The organism is Sphingobacterium prati (assembly GCF_013167215.1).
Taxonomy (GTDB): Bacteria; Bacteroidota; Bacteroidia; order Sphingobacteriales; family Sphingobacteriaceae; genus Sphingobacterium; species Sphingobacterium prati.
Genome location: NZ_JABJWY010000034.1, coordinates 1,201,161 through 1,221,756 on the forward strand (window position 1 = coordinate 1,201,161; position 20,596 = coordinate 1,221,756).

Sequence of the window (20,596 nt, forward strand, 5' to 3'; positions counted from 1 at the left end):
CATCATTATGACTTAAATCGGATAAATCGGGCAGGAAAATAGCAGACAAAAGAAGAGGGACAATCCTCCTAACGGATGACGTCCCTCTTCGCTGTCCTTATCATATATACATAAAGTTACCTGCATTTCAGGTATTTAAACAGTTAAAAAGATGCTTTCTATTGAGGAAAGAACCCCTTTTCACCATTTTATGGCATCAATAAAAACTGATTGTATTCTTATTGAAATTTAGCGTCATTTTGTACTGATTTAAAAATGGGGTACCCAACAGACCATCAATTGGCAGCGCATCATGGCCTGTTCCTCCACCAATAGATTGATCCGTGATCACCGTGTACATATCCTGCAACGGAAATTCACCCAATTTTCCCTGCATTAGATAAGCGATACGATTGCCTTTGCTGGTACCATTTACACCGTTGATGTCCACCTCGCCCTCTTCATAATCAATAAAGGGCTTCAGCGTTGTTTCAAGTGACTTCTTTAACACGTTGGCATTTGCCCCACAATCTATCCCCATTTGGTATAATTTTGTTCCAAATGCGATATCCACTATTGGAATATGCCTCTTCATCCGCAACGGAAAATGTCCTATCAATTTACCTTTCGGAATTTCCTCGCTCAGCAGTTCACCGCTTTTGTCTATTCGCTCGAGCAGCAATAGCTGTTGGGCATAATCCAAGGTAAACTGATAATCCTTAAGCAAACCTATTCCAAGTAATCCAAAAATTGGCGTACCGTCTTCGAGAGCCATATCAGCCATATTCGAAACCGGAGCTTCAAAATTGTCAAGCACTAGTGCTCCGATTGCCAAGCTATTGTCCGCCGACCAGACAACACCGCCCATTTGCCCGCCAACACCAAAGAAATCCACAGATACATCTGGCCTAATTTTGTCCGCATCCACAAATTTCTTCCGCAGGATAATTACGGGCGCACCGCTATCGAACTGGAAACAGCCCTTAGTGCCATTCAGTGTCGATTCGATGTAGATCAGACCATTCACCAATCGAAAGGGAATGCTTACTGTATCAGGCAGCTGCGAACGAACCAGGGCGTCCGACAATGCTTTTTCAGGATCACCTTTCAATCTTCCCTTAATAATGCCCAGATTAACGATCTGCCCCTGTTTATTGAACAAAAAAGTAGGCTTCCCCGGTTTTCCATCGTGATAAGTGACTTCTACTTGAATCAGTTCATCGCCATTAATCTGTTGATTTCGATGGATAACTTTAAACGTATTAATCGCCGAAAATTTATTCAGTATATCCGGCACCGCAACAGTATTATTCAGCTTGGGAAGATTACCGATGGTTGCAGTATCGGCCATCATTGAAAGCAGTGCATCCGCATCTTTCTTGTTGATGGATTCAATAATTTTATCGAGCGATTTCATATTATCCACCTGCTGAGCCGAGACACTATTTCCTAGCGCCCCCAAAAAGAATATAATAAAAATAACCTTCTGCATGATTATTTAACCGTTTGACCCAACCATTTTACAATTGAATCCAATGTACTATCGGGTATGTCACCAAGTTTGGTATATTCTGATGGCGTACATTCCTTACAAGGCTGCAACAGATGGTTTACATTTGGCAATAGTAGCGTGGTTACCTTTCCCTGTTGCCCCGATCTGCTATATTGCTTCCAATAATTTAAATTTACTGGATCTACAAAAGCGTCTTTACTCCCATTGATGGCCAAGATCGGTACATCCACATTACCTAAAAAAAGCTGCGGCTCATATTTTACAAAATAACGGTACCAGGGGCCGATCGCATATTGCACATAAGACCAGATCGGAAAACGGAAGTGATCAAATTCAATACCGAGTGTCTTAAAATAGCTATCATCTTTTTGCTTCCAGTAGTTGTATACAGCATTTAATTTACTTTCCAGACTATCAGAGGTCGCATATTGAAAAGCTGTCGCAAACATCAGGCGATTGATCTCATTGGACCTTTTTTTGTCAACTTCTGGTAAGGGGGAGTTATTGACCAAATTTTCATTTTGCACAAATAGCGACTCCAGACCATTTGAAGCCAGACCAGCCAGACTTACTAAAAATGTCACGTCCTTACTTTTGGAAGCCGCTATAGAAATAACTGCTCCCCCTTCACTATGTCCTAACAGGCCGATATGGTCGATGTCTACATTCTTTTCGGCTTTCAAAAATTCCACCGCGCCCAATACATCCAGTGCAAAATCTGCTGTTGTTGCATAGCGGTATTCGCCCGTGGTTTTACCTACGCCACGGTCATCCATCCGCAGGACAATGTATCCTTTTGGCGTTAGATAATTGGCAATACGCGCAAACATCTTGGTCCCGCCCATGGTCCCATCACGGTCCTGCGCCCCTGTCCCCGAAGCAATAATTATTGCGGGGTATCTACCGGCCTTTTCCGGTGAGGAAATAGTCGCCCCTACGACAATACTGTCTGCTTTTGATTTAAAAACAACATCTTTGCTTTTAATATTTTGCGCAGATAGCTGCCCCAGAGCAAATAAAAAAACAGAAGTTAATGCCGTTGCAATTTTGATATTCATTTTCATCTTATTTTCCTGATTTTAACACACCGACCATTTCAATAATTTCATCGGATAGCTCCGAAGCACTTCCCATATACCCTACTTCAGAGAATCGAATTTTGCCGTTTTTATCGACAACTATTTTATGCGGGATTGCGCCTACGCCAAAACTTTTTGACACACTGCTTTCTGTATCGAGCAAAACGGTAAATGGATAGTTATTTTCCTTTACGTAATTAGCCACATATTCCTTTGCATCCGGGCGCTTTTCTTGTGTATCCACAAAATAAAAGACAACATTGGGGTCATTTTTAAAATGTTCGACAGCTATTTTCATACCTGGAAAAGCAGCCTTACAAGGTGCACACCATGAGGCCCAAAAATCAAGAATAACGATCTTTCCTTTTTGCTGTTCTAATGTCACTGTATTTCCAAATTGATCTTTTAATTGAAATGCCGGTGCATTTTTATTGACCAATTGCTGAAGAACCTTATTCTTTAATTCACCCTGAAGGTTGGCATCCTTAAGACCGGACAGATAATCGGTATATCCCTTATCATTTCCTTTTTCGGCCATGTAGATCTCTTTCATTAGATCCAACATATACGGCGAGCTCTGATTGACCCGATAACTGGCTTCGAGGCTTTCTTTCAATTCCTTTTTCTTACCCTGTGCTTTTAATATACGCGTAAATGTGTCATTTAAGCTAGCATCTTCAAAGCCTTTCTCACTTTTAGCGGCAGTAGCGTAGACAAATGCTTCATCAAAGAGCGCATTATCTGCCAATATTTTAGCAAACAAAGCGGCATTTGCATAATACAGCCCGCTATATTCGTCGCCCTGAAAATTATCCTTATAATAATTCAAGCGATCAAGCACAACGCGGGTATAGGGCAAAATTTCTTTGGCCGTTTTTGAGTTCTGTGAAATGTAAGGGACGGAAATACTCCTGTAAATGACATTTGCCAAAGACATGTAAGGCTCAGCTTTTGACACATATTTTTTATACATTTCAAAATCATTCTTCATGCTGGTATAGACAGAGATCGTCCAGTAAGCGCTAATATAACTGATCCGGTGCGCCTCGTTAAAGGCAACTTCCGATTCACGATAAGGGTGCTTATCCACAAAGTCCATGGCGGCTTTCAATCGCTCATCATCCGTTTTCGCTTTTTGAAAAAGATTAAAGTCCGCCAATCGTTGCTGATCCTTGACATATTGTCCCTGTGGATATTGGAAACGGATCTTTTGTTCCAGTTCGTTTGCTTTCACCGTATCTTTCAGTACCTCTTTATATACCTTAAATACCTGCAATAAATCCTCTTCTTTAAGATTAGGCATAGCCTGCAGCGCATGAAGTTCGTTTTGGAGTTTTGACAACGATTCAGCTGTATTTATATGTTTCAAGGCGTTGGCAGCAGGATACAATACCTTAAATCTATTTTCAGGATGTCCTTGCAACTCATATTTGGCCCACATGATCAATATCTCATCTGTTTTATAGGCGGATTTATCCACGACGAAAGGAGTCCCCGGAACGATATCCGGTGTGCGCAACATGCCCCATCCGATCATAGCACCCGAAACCTGTTTCCCGTCTTTTCCAGAAATCAAATAAGAATAGGTTAGATCCCCCCCCCGATCATAAAGCGTATCTGCCTGAAACGCAAAATTGACCAGAGCCATCTTCTCCGGAACAACATAACTCGCCGTCCAAATGGAATCTTTTTTGGTAAACTTTAAGGTATTCTGCACCCAACGAAAATCCTGGTATCCCGTCAGCGTACCCGAAATGGACTGCGCATCCTTCAAGGTTGTCTTACGGGCGTCATATACAAATTGTACGGTGTCACGTTCTTTTGGAAATTCGGGAATTACTTTAAAATTAGGCGTTTGTGCTTGTACAGAGGCAGCAATACCAAGAAATGCTGTACCCAACATTGCTCCCAATGATTTTTTTGTTCTCATATGAATAGTTTGTTTAATTTTTTATGGATTTTGAACAATTTCTGGACTTAAATTAATCTCATACTGCGCTATTGGAAACACATAACGATTGCTATTTGGCGCAAGGGAAACTGTTTTGCCGGCAAATGTACGCGTATATGTCTTTTGAAATAATGCATCATCTTTCAAGCGGCGCATATCCCACCATCTCAGCATGCGGAACATAAATTCCCGGCGGCGTTCGGCGACGACTTTAAGCAAGGCATCATTGGCGTCGCTAGCCGATAGATTGACAGTTCCCTTTGAGCGTATTCGCTTGGCCCGAAGCTGATTGACTAAGGCCATTGCCGCTACAGGTTTATTGTTCCGCGCTTCGCTCTCAGCTTTAATCAATAGCATTTCAGGAACGGTGGGCCCGACATTTCGGCCTTCGTTCATGACGTAATCCAAGTAGTAATATCGGCCTTCGTATACATCCCAAGACGAAATAATGTCACCATTCACGGTAAATAAATTATAGCGTTGGTCATGTTCTCCAAATAGTTTGATCAGGTCGCTGCTCAAACGAAATGCCGTGGGTGTATAAGCGGATATGCCATTTACAGGCACCTTTGATAGCAAAATCTCCTGGTTGAATACTCTTTTGGGGTAATTGGAGGCCGTCAGCTGATCCAAAGCAGTCAAATCAATCAATGTACTGTTTAGCGCCAGGGCCTGATCTGCCGCAGCAGCAGCCTCGCTATAGCTGTTCATGTAGAGATAAGTACGTGCCAGCAATCCATATGCGGCAGCCTTGCCGGGCAGCGTCGTATATTGCTGCTCATTTGGCAACAGTGGAGTGGCCTCCTGAATATCCTTTAGAATAGCATCATAAACCGTCTGCACAGGCACCCTTACCAAAGGTTGCTCTGTCGACGGGGCCAGCAATAGGGGAACCCCCAGATCCGTGCCTGCTGTTGCCTGTTGGTACGGCTTGGCATAGGTGTTGACCAGCATCAGATACGCGGAGGCGCGATGAATTTTGGCTTCGGCTATCAATTCCGCCTTTTCCAGATCACTTCCATCCGTCACCGATGGGACCTCGTTGATCACCGTATTTGCATAGGCGATCGTATTGTACAATGCGCCCCATGCATCATCTTTATGGTACATATTTTCAATTGGATAGATCACATCCGACCATTGATAAGCCCGGCTATAATAGCCATAATAATCGCTACTCACCAGACCCTTCTGCTGTGCACTTCCGTCTATAATTTCCAGGTCATCAGCTGCCATATCAGAAATGGAGGGCGCTGCTTCAAATGCATTTGTATTGTTCAGCAGATAACGATAATTTTCAATCGTACCCGGAGTCAACTGCCCCTGTGTTTTGATGTCAACATATTTTTCACAACTTGCAAATATTGTCAAGGAAATTGCTGCTAAAGCTGTGGTATAAGAAAGGTTAAACTTCAATCTTCTCATAGCAGATTGATTGCTATTATTTTCAGTTGTTCGGTTTTTCATATCAATCCGTGTTAAAAGCTTACATTAATTGAAAAATTATACGAAGGCACCGGACGCAGATTTGTCGTATTGCCCACGAGATTAGTAAAGTCAGGATCATAGCCTTCTTTATTCGCTCTCCAGATCAGACCTAAATTCCGCACCGAACCAGCTAACTGGATATTTTCAACTTTCAGTCTGTTCAGCAGATTTTTTGGTAAGCCATAGCTCAGTGAAATTTCCCGGAGACGGATATAATCTCCCTTTAAGACATTGATATCCGAATTTTGATAACGTTGTAGACTATAGGAGCCATAGATATCGGCAGTTAAGGCCGGGACATTTGTAAAAGCTTCATCGCCTGCCTGGCGCCATCTATCTGCAATGTCAGCGCTTAGATCAAATTTAGGGATTGTCAACCCCCGGCTCGGAGCCATATAAGACTCGACGCTAGGTTTCATAAATACATTGCCAAACTGATAAGAAATCAAAGCGTAAACCGACCATTGTTTATAGCGTAAATTGGTCCTAAAAGACCCATAGTATGGAGCCACCCTACGACCGGCATAGGCCAGATCCTCCACCCCGCTTAAGGTCTGGGTGACTGGAATAATTTCATTATTCTTATTATAAATCTGCGTCAGTCCCTTCTCATCTAAACCAGCATGGCGAAAGACAAAGATTTTATCACTGGGGTAACCTTCTAAATAACTGATGCCAATGGGATTATACGAGTAGGTAAATGCAGAAATATCCTTCGGATCAAATCTATTGTCAGTGATCGTATTAGTATTGTACGAAAAATTCAATGTGGCATCCAAATTCCAATCCGTATTGCGCACAAAAGTACCCGTTAAGCCCAGGTCAATCCCTTTACCCGACATGGATGCTGTATTTCTTTTTAATGAACCCGCACCGATGGTCCCAACATAAGGTGCTGCGATCGGGAAGCTATATAAGAGGTCTTTACCATTTTTACGGTAATAATCTATGGTACCGGTAAGACGGTTATCCAATAGACCAAAGTCCAGTCCTAAATTGGTTACGTAAGTCTTCTCCCAACGCAACTGCGGGTTTGCTACAGCGATAATGCTTGCCGAAGGCTGACCTGTCGGGTTGTAAAGAGCGTTATCAAAAGAGATGTAAGTAAAAGGTCTGACATCTTGTGTAATGTTGCCATTGACACCATAAGTGGCACGGAGCCCAAGCTGGTTCAACCAGGTAAACTTTTGCATAAAATGCTCTTTTGCCAGATTCCATTTTAGGCCCGAAGACCACAAGGGTGTCGCCCGAAAGCTACGGTCCAAGCCAAAATTGTTGTAATCATCGTACCGCACACTTCCCGAAAGCGTATACTTTCCATTTAATGTATAGGCAGCATTAGAAAAGTAAGATAAGAACCGTCTCGTTCTGTCGGCTTGCGTGGGCCCTCCACTTAAGCCAGAGAGATAGCCCATCAGCGTATTGTAACTATTTTGGGCATAGCTAACATCGGTATTAAAACCCGTCTGTGGGTTGTAGCCGTACATTGTTTTCATCCCCTGACCAGCCTGTGTCTGTCTGATCTCCGAACCGGCGATGGCCGTGATCTCATGCTTTTGACCGAAGGTTGCATCATAATTTAGTTGGCCACGAACCGTATAGTTGTTGATACTGCTGTTAATGATATTGTAGATTCCACCTTTGTTGATACCAATGGTATTTGTCATCTCCCCAATTGGTGTAAATTGATTCAACAGCAGGCGATTTTTATAGGAGTTCTCGTCATTAAACGCCCTATTCTCACCAAAAGAGCGTTCATTTGCATAACTTACCGAACCTTTTAATCCTTTATACAAAGGCACTTCCAAGTTAATGACCGCCGAATAGTTATTATCTTTCTGTAGGTTGTCCAGCAGTTGCAATTCCTGCAAATAGTTATACCGCCAATCCTTATAAGCTGGACCTAGCGGTTGCGTAAACCCAGGGTTTATCCGATCATAGTAAATCCCATTTCCGTTCTGGTCCGCCAAAAGCTGATAAGGCAGCAAAGTCGAACTATTTGCATCATATAACTGGGCAATGTCAATTCCATTTTTGCTGTTTCTGAAGAACGTTCCCCGGACACTGGTAGAAAGGGTCGCAATTTTAAATATCTTCCAGTTATTGTTTAAGCTAAAGGTAAACCTCTTTCCATTTTCACCTTTTGTGAATGGGTTTTCGTTGGCATACGATGCGGAGTAGAAATAATTATTATTTTCCGTGCCGTTGCTGATGGACAGGTTGTACTGCTGGTTGTTCATCGGGCGCAGCAAATATTGCTGGATCTGCGCCCTATTGTCAATCTGCTTCAATGGATTGACAAGCGCATCGTAGTCGCCCTGGTTTATCAGCCCATTTTTGAGGCGTATTGCCGCAGCAGCCACTTCACCCGGGTAATAGCTCGATGCATACATGTATAAATTCGCTGCAATATTGTTTGAATTCAAGATATTTTTTGCAACGAGTTCCTCTTGGTAATCGATTATCTGCGCACTGTTCATGGTACGTAGATATCCCAGATCAGGTTTACCGGAGAATGCCGTATTAAAAGAAAAGTTTATCCTTGGCACCCCCGTATTCGATCCTTTCTTTGTCGTCACCACAATGACCCCATTGGCGGCACGGACTCCATAAATGGAAGCTGCTGCTGCATCTTTCAAGATCGTAATATTATCCACGTCATTGGGATTGAGCATAGCCAAATCGATATTGGATATAGCGCCATCAATCACGATCAGGGGGGATTTTTCGGTATCTGTGTCTATCGATCCAACACCACGAACAGTGAGGTTGTAATCATTTTGTCCGATGGTACGCGTACTGGAGTAAATCCCCATCTGATTGTTGTTGTAGGTAAAGGTACGGTCCCCCGAACCGAGGGACACCTGAAGGCCAGGAGCCAAACCTTCCATTCGGTTGATTAAGTTGGGTGATGGATTTTTTTCCAATTCCTTAGCGCTAATTACTGTTGCCGATCCTGTAGCCCTTTCCTTGGAGATTTTTTGGTAACCTGTAGAAATGACGACTTCTTCGAGTATATTTTCTTCAGCTTCCATGACAACAACCATTTGCTCACGATTTCCGACCACCACAGTCTTACTTTTGTAACCCACTGCTGTAAAAACAAGTTCGTTTGTTGGCGCTAGGTCATACAACATAAATCGGCCATTTTCATCTACCTTTCCGCCCTTGCGTGTGTCTTTTATCCAGATACTTGCAAAAGGGATGGCTTTGCCACTTGCAGAACGCACCGTACCCGACACGCGCTCCATATCGGTATCCGCAGTCCAGTCATTTTCGGATATACTTTGCTGATTCCGGCTACTTGTTTCCTGACGGCGAACAATAGAATAAGACCGATCATCGACATATAAGAATACCAGCTGATTGGGATACAACACTTTTTTGAGTACTTCCTCTAAGCGATTTCCTTTTAACGATGCCGGATCCACAAATTTGCCGTTCAGAAGGTTGTGCTCATAGCTTAAGTTAGCGTTAAATTGCTGCTCGATCCGTTTGACTGCTTGGGCAAGCGGCAACTTCTCTTGGGCCAATGCCTGTTGCCCGACAGTAAATAGTAGCGAACAGACCGGAACCATCAAGATGCTCCGTATCGGCTGCCACCTGTTGTCTGTAATTTTCATTTTAGTTAGGTTAGCTATAGTAATGTGTTAAATTGATATTGTTTTTCTCATTTAGGGTCAAGGTAGATGGTATCTTTTTCCGTGCGGATGTTGGCTTGTAAAATATTAGCAATTGTGTAAACAATGCTTTCTGGGGAATTTAACGAGATACGGCCATCAATTTTTCGGTTTAACAGAGCTGTATCATTAACGATGATCTCTTTTCCATAGACATAGCGAAATTCATTGATGAGATCCGCTATGGATAAATTTTCCCCGGTCAGTGTCTTTTGGGTCCAGGCCACGGTCTGCTGCACGGATCGCTTGTCACTACGCACATTTCGAAAGCCTTGGTCTCCATCCATAACGATATCACCGGGGGCAAGAATCCGTGCCGCGCCACCTAGTTTCACATTGCGCAGGGCAATGCGTCCTTCCAACAGCGATACGGTTACTTTGTTATCTCTATTTTTTAAATTAAACTTGGTGCCTAGCACTTCTACGGCTAGCTCACCGGTATAGGCTGTGAAACGCTCCTCCTGGCGAATTGCAGAAGTGTCCTTATTCAGATGCCTGACTGTTAATAAGGCCTCACCTGTCGTATGTACTTCCCGCTTGGATAACCAGTTCCAGGCACGGCGATAGGCCACAGAGGAGTTGGCATTTAACTGAACAGTACTGCTATCCGGCAAGATCACCGTCTGTAAGGCACCGCTTCCAGTCTGTATCACAATCATGGATTGGAAGTACCACGTTGCTGTTACAAAAACAGCCACTGCTGCCGCGCCCGCCAAGGATGCCCATATGCGGATGATATGGTTTCTTCTTTTCTTTCTATTATCAGCTATTCCGCCTTCAATATCTCGGAATAGGCTGTCGGTGAAGACCAGGTCAGGCCGTATACGTCTGATCCCCATTAAGGCCTGGAGATAAGCTAGCGCCTCATCATACGCTTTTGCATTTGATGGATTGCCTGCACGCCATTTATGCCAATAGTCAAATTCCTCCTGATCCGGGTTTTTAGCAAAACGGACAAAGTCCAGGTCGTCCAAAAAATCCTGCGTATTATAGGTATAATAGTTTTCCATTAGTAAGCCTTTGTTAAGTAGATGACAAATTGGGATTGGATTTTATCCCATGTAATTTTATTTTTTTTAAAAAAACTTTAAAAGCTATCTATAAATCTTGTCAAATTCATAATTTCGTGGCCAAACAAGCCCTTTTAAACCAAGTTTTTAGTGGAATTGACAATCTACTGACGATAGTATGCTATTTAAACGCAGGCTTGTGTTAATGTTATTAAATCTTTACTATTTTTGGAAAGCGATAATCTATTTCATTAACTGACGCAAACGCTGAAATGAGTAATACGATCATAGATCTGTGTTGGAATGATTTTATTGAAGGCGATAAAAAGGCCTTCGAGCAGATCTATCGTGCCCTACTTCCCAGCTTGTACGAATATGGCATGCGGCGCGTAAAAGATGAAGATTATGTTAGAGACGCTATTCAGGAGGTATTTATCAAATTCTGGGAAAATCGCAATAAGCTAAAAGTCATATCCAACCCGAAGCATTATCTACTGGTTGCACTTAAGAACAGCTTATTAAACACCCAATTACGTGACGGTAGGCTGACCTCATTCGGCGAAAATGATGATTTCCAACTGACCTACGATGTGGAGTCCAGCTATATTGCTGCTGAGGAACAACGAGGCAATGCACTGAAACTGATTCAAGCACTTGAACAATTAACCGGCAAACAGAAAGAAGTTATTTTTCTTCGATATTTTGAAGAACTGAGCTATGAAGAGATTAGCGTGCTGACCAATATCTCCGTGAAAAGCTTATACAAATTGAATAATCGCGCCATGGCGACGCTTAAAGATATCATGGGTATGCCAAAACAATCTCTCCTTGTGCTGCTTTATATCATTAAATTTTTATATTCATAACAATCTATCAAATGGATGGGAGATAACATCCAATTATTGGGGCAACAAAAAAACACAATCTCTTAAATTGTGTTTTTTTAGCAACGGTTAAGGACGAAAAGGGTACAATTTCAATTGTAACCATAAGGGTTGTCAATCTCCAGAAATCAGGTCGAACATTCAAACGTTATACTATTGGTGATAGGATCCAAGCCAAAGGATAATTTTGGAAAGACCGGGCCTATGTCATGCATATCAGTGCCAAATTTACTATGGAGGTCAAATAGACGAATTTCCAGTCTATCGAATGGGCATAGGGTAAAAGGACGGCCTGATGCCGGCCGTCCTTTCCTATGGCACAATTCAATCAATTGGATCTGGTCCGCGATATCTTTCCCTTTTAGTTATCAAAAAGTTCTTTCAGTTTTTCACTCAATGTCTCACCACGGAGGTCTTTGGCAATAATCACGCCGTTGGGATCAACAAGCAAGGTACTCGGGATTCCCATAATACCATAGTAAGTAGAGACTTCATTATTAAAACCTTTTAGATCAGAAACCTGAGTCCAGGGCATCGCATCGTCCTTAATGGCTTTTTTCCATTTGTCTTCATTATCATCCAGTGAAATACCCAACACTGTAAAGTTCTTATCTTTGTATTTATTGTATTCTTTCAAAACGTTGGGATTCTCCTGCCTGCACGGCCCACACCAGCTCGCCCAAAAATCAACGAGTACATATTTGCCTTTAAAGGATGAAAAAGACACCAACTTTTTATCAATGTCTGCCTGCGAGAAATTCAACATAGGAGTACCGAGGGCACTACGTTTTAATATGTCTAATCTATTGGCCAGCGCTTTTCCCTGCATGGTATTTTTCATCGGTGCTGATAAGACGGCATACAAGGGTTCAATGTCTTCATACTGACCTACCATAGCACGGTCAGCAACTAAACTAAGGCTATAAAAACTGGAAGGGTACTTGTTAATGTATTCTGCTGCGCGTTCCCTTTTTATATTTCTAAAATTACTAATCTTCGCTTCAATTTGTTTTCTTTCTTCCGCGGTCGCTTTTCCATACTGTTGAAAGAGTGGATTTTCCTGATCAGTTATATCTTGCAACGATTTTTGATAGGCATCGGCTTCGTCTTGTAGGGAAGATCCTTTTACTTGTAATTTGCCTAAGTCTTCTGCCGTTCCAGTTAACGTCATATTTTTTGCCTCAGCAAAAAATTCTACATACCGTTCGGGAAACATGATGGAAATTTTCTGCGGTTCATGGATTGCTGCTGACCAGGAAAACTGGCCTCCTTTAGTCTCGACGGTGTCCATTTTGGGCGTTCCATTTACTAATCTATAAAAGACGATCTGTCCATCTTTTAATCCCTTAATATTTCCGTTGAGCTGTGCTTTCTGAGCCCATGCAGCGCAGGCCACCAATAGTAATCCTGCCGTTAATTTAATTTTGTTTATCATTTAATATTTTTTATAAGTGATCATAATCCTGTTATGCCTATCAAAATATTTCAGTAAGCTTTTTATCGAGGTCTGCATCTGTGCCGGCGCCACTACCATAGCGTCCAATGATTTGGCCTTGAGGATCGATCAATATTTTTGTTGGTAATGTAGATATGCCATATTGACCCCCGATGTAGTTATCATCCCGCTCTCCCTTTCGTAATTTTTCGATATTTTGTCCTGACAACACGTGCTTCCATACAGCGATCTTATCATCTTCGACAGCTTTTCGCCATGCCTTTTCATTCCCATCATCAGATGCTACGCCAATGATTTCAAGGCCTTTTTCCTTGTATTTAGCATAAAGGGCCAGTAAATGTGGATTTCCTTTACGACAAGGCACACACCAACTTGCCCAAAAGTCAAGCAATACATATTTGCCTTTTTGAGCTGATAAACTTAATGGAGTACCATTGATGTCTGTACTTGTAAAATCGGGTGCATTTACCCCCACAGACCCACGACGAATGGCCTGTATCTTAGCTTGAACATAACGACCCGCGATACTGTATTTGGCTCCAGTGCTGAGGGCCTCATATCTTTTCGCAGACTCTTCCACCGGCAACTGGCCTACCGCATACATCAGTCGATTTGCGGCAGTAAATCCGTTTGGATAATGTTCCAATACTTGATCCTCGGTCGCAAGAATTTGTGCATGAAATGGCTCCATTTCTTTCTGAACAGCATTCATTTCAGCCCGAATAATTTTTGATGCTGCCGTATCTTTCTGTTCTCTAATTGCCAGGTATTTCTCCACCACACGATTATAGTGTTGTTGAGCGGGTTGCATATTGATCCGGATGCTGGCTTGTTTTTTATTGAGCATTTCTTGCTCTGCATTGGAAACAGAACCTTTAAGCTCGCCTAGTCCAAATTGGTTGTAATCGATGGACAAGGTCATCTCTCCAGGCTCAAGAATAAGGGGTAAACGCTTTTCTGCTGAGCGTTCGTTCTTTTTCTCCATCAAAACTTCGGCTTGCGTGGGGTAGGCGAGCTGTCCTGTGAAAATAAATTTCCCTTGATTTAGCTGTATACTATCCATCCGTCCATTTTCGCCGCCTGCAATCGAGAGGTAGATATAACCATCCGCTTTTCCGGCTACTTTTCCAATTAGCGTAAATGATTTGGACTGCGCAAAAAGTGGCCCAAACGCCAATAGCAAGCCAATTTGTATTATGATTTTTATTGCATTCATCTGTACATTATTTACTAAAAACTGCATTCAATTTTGCATCAAGATCAGCATCAGATCCGCCTCCAGAACCATAGCGACCAATAATAATACCCTGAGGGTCAATTAATATTTTGGTGGGAAGGGTATGGATCCCATAATGTTCGGATATGTCCTGAGAGCGGTCAATGACATTGTTTTCCATTTTAAGTCCACGAAGAACATGTTTCCAGATCTGGATTTGATCCTGTTCCACCGCTTTCTTCCATGCAGCTTCGTTACGGTCGTCATCAGAAATACCAATGATCTCAAAACCGGCATCTTTGTATTTATTATAGACACTGATCAAATGTGGATTGCCCTGTCTACAAGGTACACACCAGCTCGCCCAAAAATCGAGCAGTACATATTTGCCTTTATAATCCGCCAAACTAAGAGGTTTACCATCTATATCAGGTTTTGAAAAGACATAGGCAGGATTTCCCGGCGACCCACTACGCATTTTATTGATTTCATCAAAGACCTCTTTTCCATAACTGCTTTTTTTCACCTCGGAAGTGAAAGAATTGTATACTTTTTCAGCTTCCGCCAATGTCATCCCCGATATCTTAAAACGCATCAGATAGGCCGATACAATAGACTGTGGGTTTTTCGCAATAAAGTCACGATCTATTTCTTCCTGCTGCTTTTGGAAAGGCTCAAACTTGTCCCGAAAAGCATAGTTATCAATTTTCATCGCCTCTACCTTCTGTTCCATCTCTTTTAGCGCTTTGCTTGCTTTGGCGTATTCTTCATTACGCTTCTGATACTCGGCACGCAGCGGCTCCATGGCTTTATTGATCGGTGCCTTTTGCTCATCGAGGCTTTTTAACTTATCGTTCTCTTTTGATCCGGTAAGTGTGCTTTTATTTATGCTGTTCCGATCAAGCGTCATTTTCATTGTTGTAGGTTCAAGAACAACTGAAAAGATATTGTCAAACGAAAGTGCCTGCCCGCCCAAGCTGATGTAGCCAAATGTTGGCCCGGCAACAACTCCAGCAAATTTGAACTTCCCGTTAGCAACTACAACACTGTCTTTTATTTGCTTATCGTTACCCGTACCATAAGACAGATGGACATACTTTCCGTTCAGCTCTGGGGCCTGTCCGTTAATCACAAATTTCTTTTGGGCTGACGCGGTTAACGTAGTCGCCATTAAGGCCATAAGCGCTATAAATTTATTGATAGTATTCATGTTTTATCTCTTTAAATTTTTAGTTTTTGTTTATTCCTGCCGCTGCTTTTTAAGCCAGGCATATCTGCTATTCTGCTGATGTCAACTATCGTTATGGGTTCTGCACGAGGTTCGGATTGCTCGCAATTTCTTCATCCGGGATCTTCATCAGTATTTTTCCTTCGGTGGGTTGTACCGTCATAGGCGAAGATTTGCCCGATGCATAATCGCGTACCATTGAAAGACCATTTCTAAATTCATCATAACTCGCATGACCTTCAAAGGCAAGTTCGATTTTACGCTGTTTTAAAATCTCTTTGAACAGCCCCTCACCCGCTAAGTTCTCAAGCTCAGTCAATCCGGCACGTTTCCTGATGATGTTTACATCAGCAAGAGCAGCGGCATTTTTTCCTAATTTGACCAATGCTTCGGCTCTATTCAAATACATCTCTGCTAATCTTAGGTAACGGTATGGAGAACGACTGTATAACGAAGTATAGCCTATATTGTATTTATTGCAGGCCAAATGATCCTCCGGAAAGCCCGGTGTTATATTTTCGACATAGAATGCTTTTCTATCGTCCTTTTCATCAAACAGGGAAAGAAGATAAGGGGAAGGTCGATAAAGCCCGCCTGTATAATTTATTTGTGAAGGCATCTTAAAGAGGTTAGCAATCAAACCATTCATAAATTCTCCATTAATAGCAAATATGTCTTCTTTGTTGTTCAGGTTGTCCGTATCGTAATATTTTTTAAAGGCATCTCCTTGTATAAGTTCATAGCCCCCTTGACGAATGACCTTATCAGCGTATTCAAAGGCTTTTTGATTCGCTTCGTTATTTGGTGACGAAAAGGTACCGCCCCTGTAGAGTTCCACCCGGGATAATAGTGCTTCTGCCGCCAAACTACTCGCGTAACTATTGGATTTCTGCTGTTTAAATAATGGGACCGAAGTCTTCAGATCGGATACTACCTGCTCGTATATTTCCGCGACAGTTGCTCGTATGGGCGCGAGGCCCGGTGCAAATTCATCATTGACCACCAACATCACCCCCAGCGATTTTCCGTTGCCTTGGTAGAATGGCATTCCGTACAAACGGACCATATTAAAGTAAATATAACCACGAAGAAATAATGCTTCCGCCTTTGCCTGCAGAATTACGGGATTAGTTTCACCGTTTTTCACGTTGGCAAGCACTTTGTTAATGTGCAACAAGACGTTGTAGCTATTGCGCCAAAAGGCATACGTATAGGAGAGATCTCTATTTGAAGAATTAATATAGTCAAATAGGTCGGTATTCCGGTTTACTTGCGCATCAAGGGCACGTATGGTATTTCCTTTGGCTTCCGAAAGAAAAATCTGTAAATCCGTAAAGCCAATCCCAGTTGCACTTTCTGACCCGACAGTGATTAGGTTATAAATACCCAACACTGCTTTTGAATAGCCGGCCGGCGTATCAAATTGTCTTTCTTCAAAAATGACATTGTGCGGCCTCAGCTCATCAAGCTGTTTATTGCAGGATGTAAGGCCTAACAAAGTCAATGCGATTAGAACAACATATTGTAATGCATATAATTGTCTATTGTTATATTGAATATTTTTCATCTTTTACAAATTAAAATGTCAGCTGCATCCCGAATAAAAACCTTCTTGGATTGGCAAAACCGGTACCCGCGCCACCATAGCTTGTGTTTACCCCACCTAAGACTGCTCCTTCCGGATCTACGCCCACAAAATCCTTGTGCTTGATCACATATAAATTATCGCCGCTAACAAAAACATCTGCGCGGGCTAGCTTCAAGGCTTTTAACAGTCCAGTCGGTAAGCTATAGGTAAACCTGACATTACGCAAACGGGCATGGCTTGCATTTCCCCACATTTTGGATGAACGATAAGTGAGTGCAGTCCACGCATTCGGATCGGTGCTGAATACATCAGGATAATTCGCTTGCGTATCCCCGGGCCCTTGCCAGATATGCTGATTATCGGCAAAAACAACATTATTGCGGCCAAGCCTAGGCGCAGTTGGGGCCTGAAAATTATTCACTAAAGACATCTGTGTATAGTTGCCCACCTGAAACCACCACTCTACATTTAAGCTATAATTTTTGTATTGAAAGCTGTTGGTAAATCCACCGAAAAAGCGTGGCGTAGCCTGCCCCACCCTTTGCCAGTTGGCCAAATTGCTCACTTGTCCAATACCTTCCACGACTATCTTATTACCCCTTTCATCAAAATTATAATGCTGCATATTACCATTCTCAGGGTTGATGCCTGCAAATTGAATCGCTTTGATCACATTGATATCTTCGCCAATTTTTCGGTAATATGATCTCGAATATGAATCCAAAAGCGAGTCCTGATACAGTTTGGTAAGTTTATTTTTATTATAACTAAAATTAAAACTGGTATGCCAGTTGAAATTGGTAGACTTTACGTTATGCGTGGTCAACGATACTTCGATACCCCGGTTAACGATCTGTCCAACATTCTGATATTGGGCTAATGCACCTTGTGCAGAGGGCAAACTGACCTGTTGTAAAAGACCATCACTACGCTTGTGGTAGATATCCGCAGACAAATTGATCCTATTATTTAAAACAGCGATATCGAGACCAACATTGCTGTTGTGAAGTGTCTCCCAAGATATCATCGGATTAGCCAATTGCGTGATCACCGCGCCGATATTATCGACCTGCTCATATCGACCTGTCTCCGAATAAAATGTAGTATTTAGGTATCCGTCGCCCAGGTCTCTACCCGATGTACCATAAGAAGCGCGAAGGCGCAAATTATCAATCGCCTTAATATTTTTAAAAAAGTTTTCTTTGGATATATTCCATCCGCCACTGAACGAATAAAAAGTACCGTATCGTTTGTCGCGTCCAAAATTGGTCGTCGCATCTGTACGAACGGAGAACGAAGCCATATAGCGGCCTGCATAGCTGTAGTCAGCCTGCCCGAACACCGAAAAGGTGGCACGTTCCTGATAATTTCCCGTCGGTCTATAAGGAAATCCATATGCCACATTGATCGCACTGCCGAAATTTTGTGCGCCCCCCATATTCCGCTCATTGGGCAATAGATTATACATATCTATGTCCATGATTTCTGTCGTTCTTTTGCCCCATTCTTGCCCTACCAATGCACTGATAACGTGATTACCGCCGACTGTCTTGTTGAAATTCAATGTATTGGACGTGAGATAGTCAACGAATTTAGTATCGTCAATTTCCAGGGTGCCATTGGGTAAAACCGCACTTGCCGAAGAGAATAAATAAGGGTATCCACCATACTTTCCAGAAAATGAACGTGGGTCCAAGTAAGAATTGACATTGGTACCTACAAAATTGAGCGAGTTGGAAGTCTGAACGCTTAAAAAAGGAAGTATATTATACCGCAGACTTATGCTGGCTAAATGATTTTGTACCTTTGTCAGCCTCGTATTATCGTAGCCCGTTTCCGCAAGAAAATTCTGCGTCCATGTTGTGTAAGCAGGTCCATAATTACTCGACTGTCGCACCGGCAGACTGTCCAACAGATTGCCGGCATTATCATACGGATACATAAATGGCTGAATCATATATAATTCCGGCAGCCCATTGCGTCTGGTTGTCCGGTCGATGATAGAGCTTACATTGATACGCGCATGTAATTTACTTGAAATAGCATGGTCAATATTAAATCTTATATTTTTTCGATCAAACCCATTATCATATAATGCTCCATTTTCCTTAAACCAACCGACTCCCATATAAAATTTAGTTTTATCGGTACCATGACGTACCCCTACCTCCGTATTGGTAAAATTTCCATTGCTATAAATTTTATCTTCCCAATTGAAATTACGGGTACGATCTTCATCCGTATAGACGCGGCGTTCGCGAATAAAATCAGCAACGTTCGGAAATGTCGTCCGTATGGAAGGAGTTTGCTCCCAATAGCGTTTCATCTGTGTATCCATAAAATCAATAAGTTCGGCCGTATTCATAAACCGGATGTCCCTTACTGGCTGTATTACCCCAGCCTGCACCCTCGCTTCGACTGTGCTTTTACCAGCCTGTCCCCGTTTCGTAGTCACGACAATGACCCCCTGGGCGGCCCGGGATCCATAAATAGCTGTAGATGCAGCATCTTTAAGCACGCTGATATCTTCAATATCAGCCGGATTAACGGCATCCTGTAAGGACTGATAATTGGTGATCACACCATCGACAACAATCAATGGACCGAGGTAATTGTTTGTAGGGGTGGTCATTGACGATTGCCCCCTTGCAATCACCTGCCCTTTTGCCCCCGACTCCCCGGTACTCTCCGTAATATATAGACCGGTCGTTTTCCCTTTAAGCATCGATAGCACATTGGGGGTACTGACACTGTTACGAAGTTCCTCACCCTTGACAGATTGTACCGCGCCGGTCACTTCAGAAGCCCGTTTGGTCATGTACCCCACCACGACAAGCTCCTCGAGGCTTTCAGCAAGAACATCCATCCTGATGGTACCTATATTTTCAGTCGCAGCCAGATTGAGGCGCCGATAGCCAAGCAACGATATTTCCAAAAAACTTTGTTTTGGTACGCTTTCGATATTGATTTCTCCCTGGCTATCCGATCTAGATTCCTTTATAACACGTTTATTTGCCGAAAGGACCCTGATAGTCACGCCAATTAGGGGCTTAGCCAGCGAATCGACCACGCGGCCCCTAACTGTTATCATCTGTTGTTGTCCATTATCGCCTATTTGCACCGGATTAGCTCCTGTTGAGCTATTCTCTCTTTCTCTGATTGTGATGAGCTTACCCTGTATCTTATAGCTTAGTTGTAAACCATGAATAATCTGCCGGATAGCTTGGTCCAACTCCATGTTTTTTATATCAATGGCAATTCGGGTATTGCTATTGACCCGCTTTGCAGACCACAGATAATGGTAGCCAGTTTGCTTATTGACTTCGCGGAAAGCCTCTTTGAGTGTGATGCTCTTGTTTTTCAGTGTCACCTTTTGCGCGAGAGCCGTAGCACTTATCTGTAGACAGACCAAAAAGCAGCTGATGGTTGTCAGTGAAATTTTCATAATGTAGGGTTTCGTTCGACTAAAAAGCCGATGCACATCTTTTTTAATTATTTTATACATTTGTTTGGTTAGTTAGGTA

General features: G+C 42.5%; 12 protein-coding genes. 1 reads left to right on the top strand and 11 read right to left on the bottom strand.

The window, feature by feature from the left end:
• Positions 1 to 196: 196 nt before the first annotated feature.
• Genes HPC41_RS15255 through HPC41_RS15280 form a run of 6 tightly spaced genes read right to left on the bottom strand, consistent with a single transcriptional unit; the run spans position 197 to position 10,700 of the window.
• Positions 197 to 1,471: an aspartyl protease family protein gene (locus tag HPC41_RS15255; protein ID WP_172394810.1), complete on the bottom strand. Its 1,275-nt coding sequence runs from the start codon at positions 1,469 to 1,471 to the stop codon at positions 197 to 199.
• Between the two features lie 2 nt (positions 1,472 to 1,473).
• The gene (locus tag HPC41_RS15260) at positions 1,474 to 2,550 is read right to left on the bottom strand and encodes an alpha/beta hydrolase family protein (protein ID WP_172394811.1); all 1,077 of its coding nucleotides are present in this window, start codon (positions 2,548 to 2,550) and stop codon (positions 1,474 to 1,476) included.
• A gap of 7 nt (positions 2,551 to 2,557) precedes the next feature.
• Positions 2,558 to 4,501: a TlpA family protein disulfide reductase gene (locus HPC41_RS15265; protein WP_172394812.1), complete on the bottom strand. Its 1,944-nt coding sequence runs from the start codon at positions 4,499 to 4,501 to the stop codon at positions 2,558 to 2,560.
• Between the two features lie 21 nt (positions 4,502 to 4,522).
• Complete coding sequence (locus HPC41_RS15270) at positions 4,523 to 5,989, bottom strand: RagB/SusD family nutrient uptake outer membrane protein (protein ID WP_246250691.1); 1,467 nt, start codon at positions 5,987 to 5,989, stop codon at positions 4,523 to 4,525.
• An 11-nt stretch (positions 5,990 to 6,000) separates the two neighbouring features.
• On the bottom strand, positions 6,001 to 9,633 hold the full coding sequence (locus HPC41_RS15275) for a SusC/RagA family TonB-linked outer membrane protein (RefSeq protein ID WP_172394813.1): 3,633 nt from the start codon (positions 9,631 to 9,633) through the stop codon (positions 6,001 to 6,003).
• Positions 9,634 to 9,680: 47 nt separating this feature from the next.
• Positions 9,681 to 10,700, bottom strand: coding sequence for a FecR family protein (locus HPC41_RS15280; protein ID WP_172394814.1), 1,020 nt, complete (start codon positions 10,698 to 10,700; stop codon positions 9,681 to 9,683).
• A gap of 272 nt (positions 10,701 to 10,972) precedes the next feature.
• Here HPC41_RS15280 and HPC41_RS15285 point away from each other — a divergent pair, with 272 nt between their 5' ends.
• The gene (locus tag HPC41_RS15285; RefSeq protein WP_172394815.1) at positions 10,973 to 11,566 is read left to right on the top strand and encodes an RNA polymerase sigma factor; all 594 of its coding nucleotides are present in this window, start codon (positions 10,973 to 10,975) and stop codon (positions 11,564 to 11,566) included.
• Between the two features lie 379 nt (positions 11,567 to 11,945).
• On the opposite strand, the gene HPC41_RS15290 is transcribed toward HPC41_RS15285, so the two are convergent.
• From HPC41_RS15290 to HPC41_RS15310, 5 genes are all read right to left on the bottom strand, one after another.
• On the bottom strand, positions 11,946 to 13,019 hold the full coding sequence (locus tag HPC41_RS15290) for a TlpA disulfide reductase family protein (RefSeq protein ID WP_172394816.1): 1,074 nt from the start codon (positions 13,017 to 13,019) through the stop codon (positions 11,946 to 11,948).
• Between the two features lie 40 nt (positions 13,020 to 13,059).
• The gene (locus tag HPC41_RS15295) at positions 13,060 to 14,256 is read right to left on the bottom strand and encodes a TlpA disulfide reductase family protein (protein WP_172394817.1); all 1,197 of its coding nucleotides are present in this window, start codon (positions 14,254 to 14,256) and stop codon (positions 13,060 to 13,062) included.
• A 7-nt stretch (positions 14,257 to 14,263) separates the two neighbouring features.
• Complete coding sequence (locus HPC41_RS15300) at positions 14,264 to 15,466, bottom strand: redoxin domain-containing protein (protein WP_172394818.1); 1,203 nt, start codon at positions 15,464 to 15,466, stop codon at positions 14,264 to 14,266.
• Positions 15,467 to 15,557: 91 nt separating this feature from the next.
• Positions 15,558 to 17,051, bottom strand: a complete 1,494-nt coding sequence (locus tag HPC41_RS15305; protein WP_172394819.1) for a RagB/SusD family nutrient uptake outer membrane protein — start codon at positions 17,049 to 17,051, stop codon at positions 15,558 to 15,560.
• A gap of 10 nt (positions 17,052 to 17,061) precedes the next feature.
• The gene (locus HPC41_RS15310; RefSeq protein WP_172394820.1) at positions 17,062 to 20,517 is read right to left on the bottom strand and encodes a SusC/RagA family TonB-linked outer membrane protein; all 3,456 of its coding nucleotides are present in this window, start codon (positions 20,515 to 20,517) and stop codon (positions 17,062 to 17,064) included.
• Positions 20,518 to 20,596 lie beyond the last annotated feature (79 nt).

Coding starts and splice junctions, on each gene's coding strand:
- HPC41_RS15255 (WP_172394810.1), bottom strand. CDS start 1,471: ATGCAGAAGGTTATTTTTATTATATTCTTTTTGGGGGCGCTAGGAAAT.
- HPC41_RS15260 (WP_172394811.1), bottom strand. CDS start 2,550: ATGAATATCAAAATTGCAACGGCATTAACTTCTGTTTTTTTATTTGCT.
- HPC41_RS15265 (WP_172394812.1), bottom strand. CDS start 4,501: ATGAGAACAAAAAAATCATTGGGAGCAATGTTGGGTACAGCATTTCTT.
- HPC41_RS15270 (WP_246250691.1), bottom strand. CDS start 5,989: ATGAAAAACCGAACAACTGAAAATAATAGCAATCAATCTGCTATGAGA.
- HPC41_RS15275 (WP_172394813.1), bottom strand. CDS start 9,633: ATGAAAATTACAGACAACAGGTGGCAGCCGATACGGAGCATCTTGATG.
- HPC41_RS15280 (WP_172394814.1), bottom strand. CDS start 10,700: ATGGAAAACTATTATACCTATAATACGCAGGATTTTTTGGACGACCTG.
- HPC41_RS15285 (WP_172394815.1), top strand. CDS start 10,973: ATGAGTAATACGATCATAGATCTGTGTTGGAATGATTTTATTGAAGGC.
- HPC41_RS15290 (WP_172394816.1), bottom strand. CDS start 13,019: ATGATAAACAAAATTAAATTAACGGCAGGATTACTATTGGTGGCCTGC.
- HPC41_RS15295 (WP_172394817.1), bottom strand. CDS start 14,256: ATGAATGCAATAAAAATCATAATACAAATTGGCTTGCTATTGGCGTTT.
- HPC41_RS15300 (WP_172394818.1), bottom strand. CDS start 15,466: ATGAATACTATCAATAAATTTATAGCGCTTATGGCCTTAATGGCGACT.
- HPC41_RS15305 (WP_172394819.1), bottom strand. CDS start 17,051: ATGAAAAATATTCAATATAACAATAGACAATTATATGCATTACAATAT.
- HPC41_RS15310 (WP_172394820.1), bottom strand. CDS start 20,517: ATGAAAATTTCACTGACAACCATCAGCTGCTTTTTGGTCTGTCTACAG.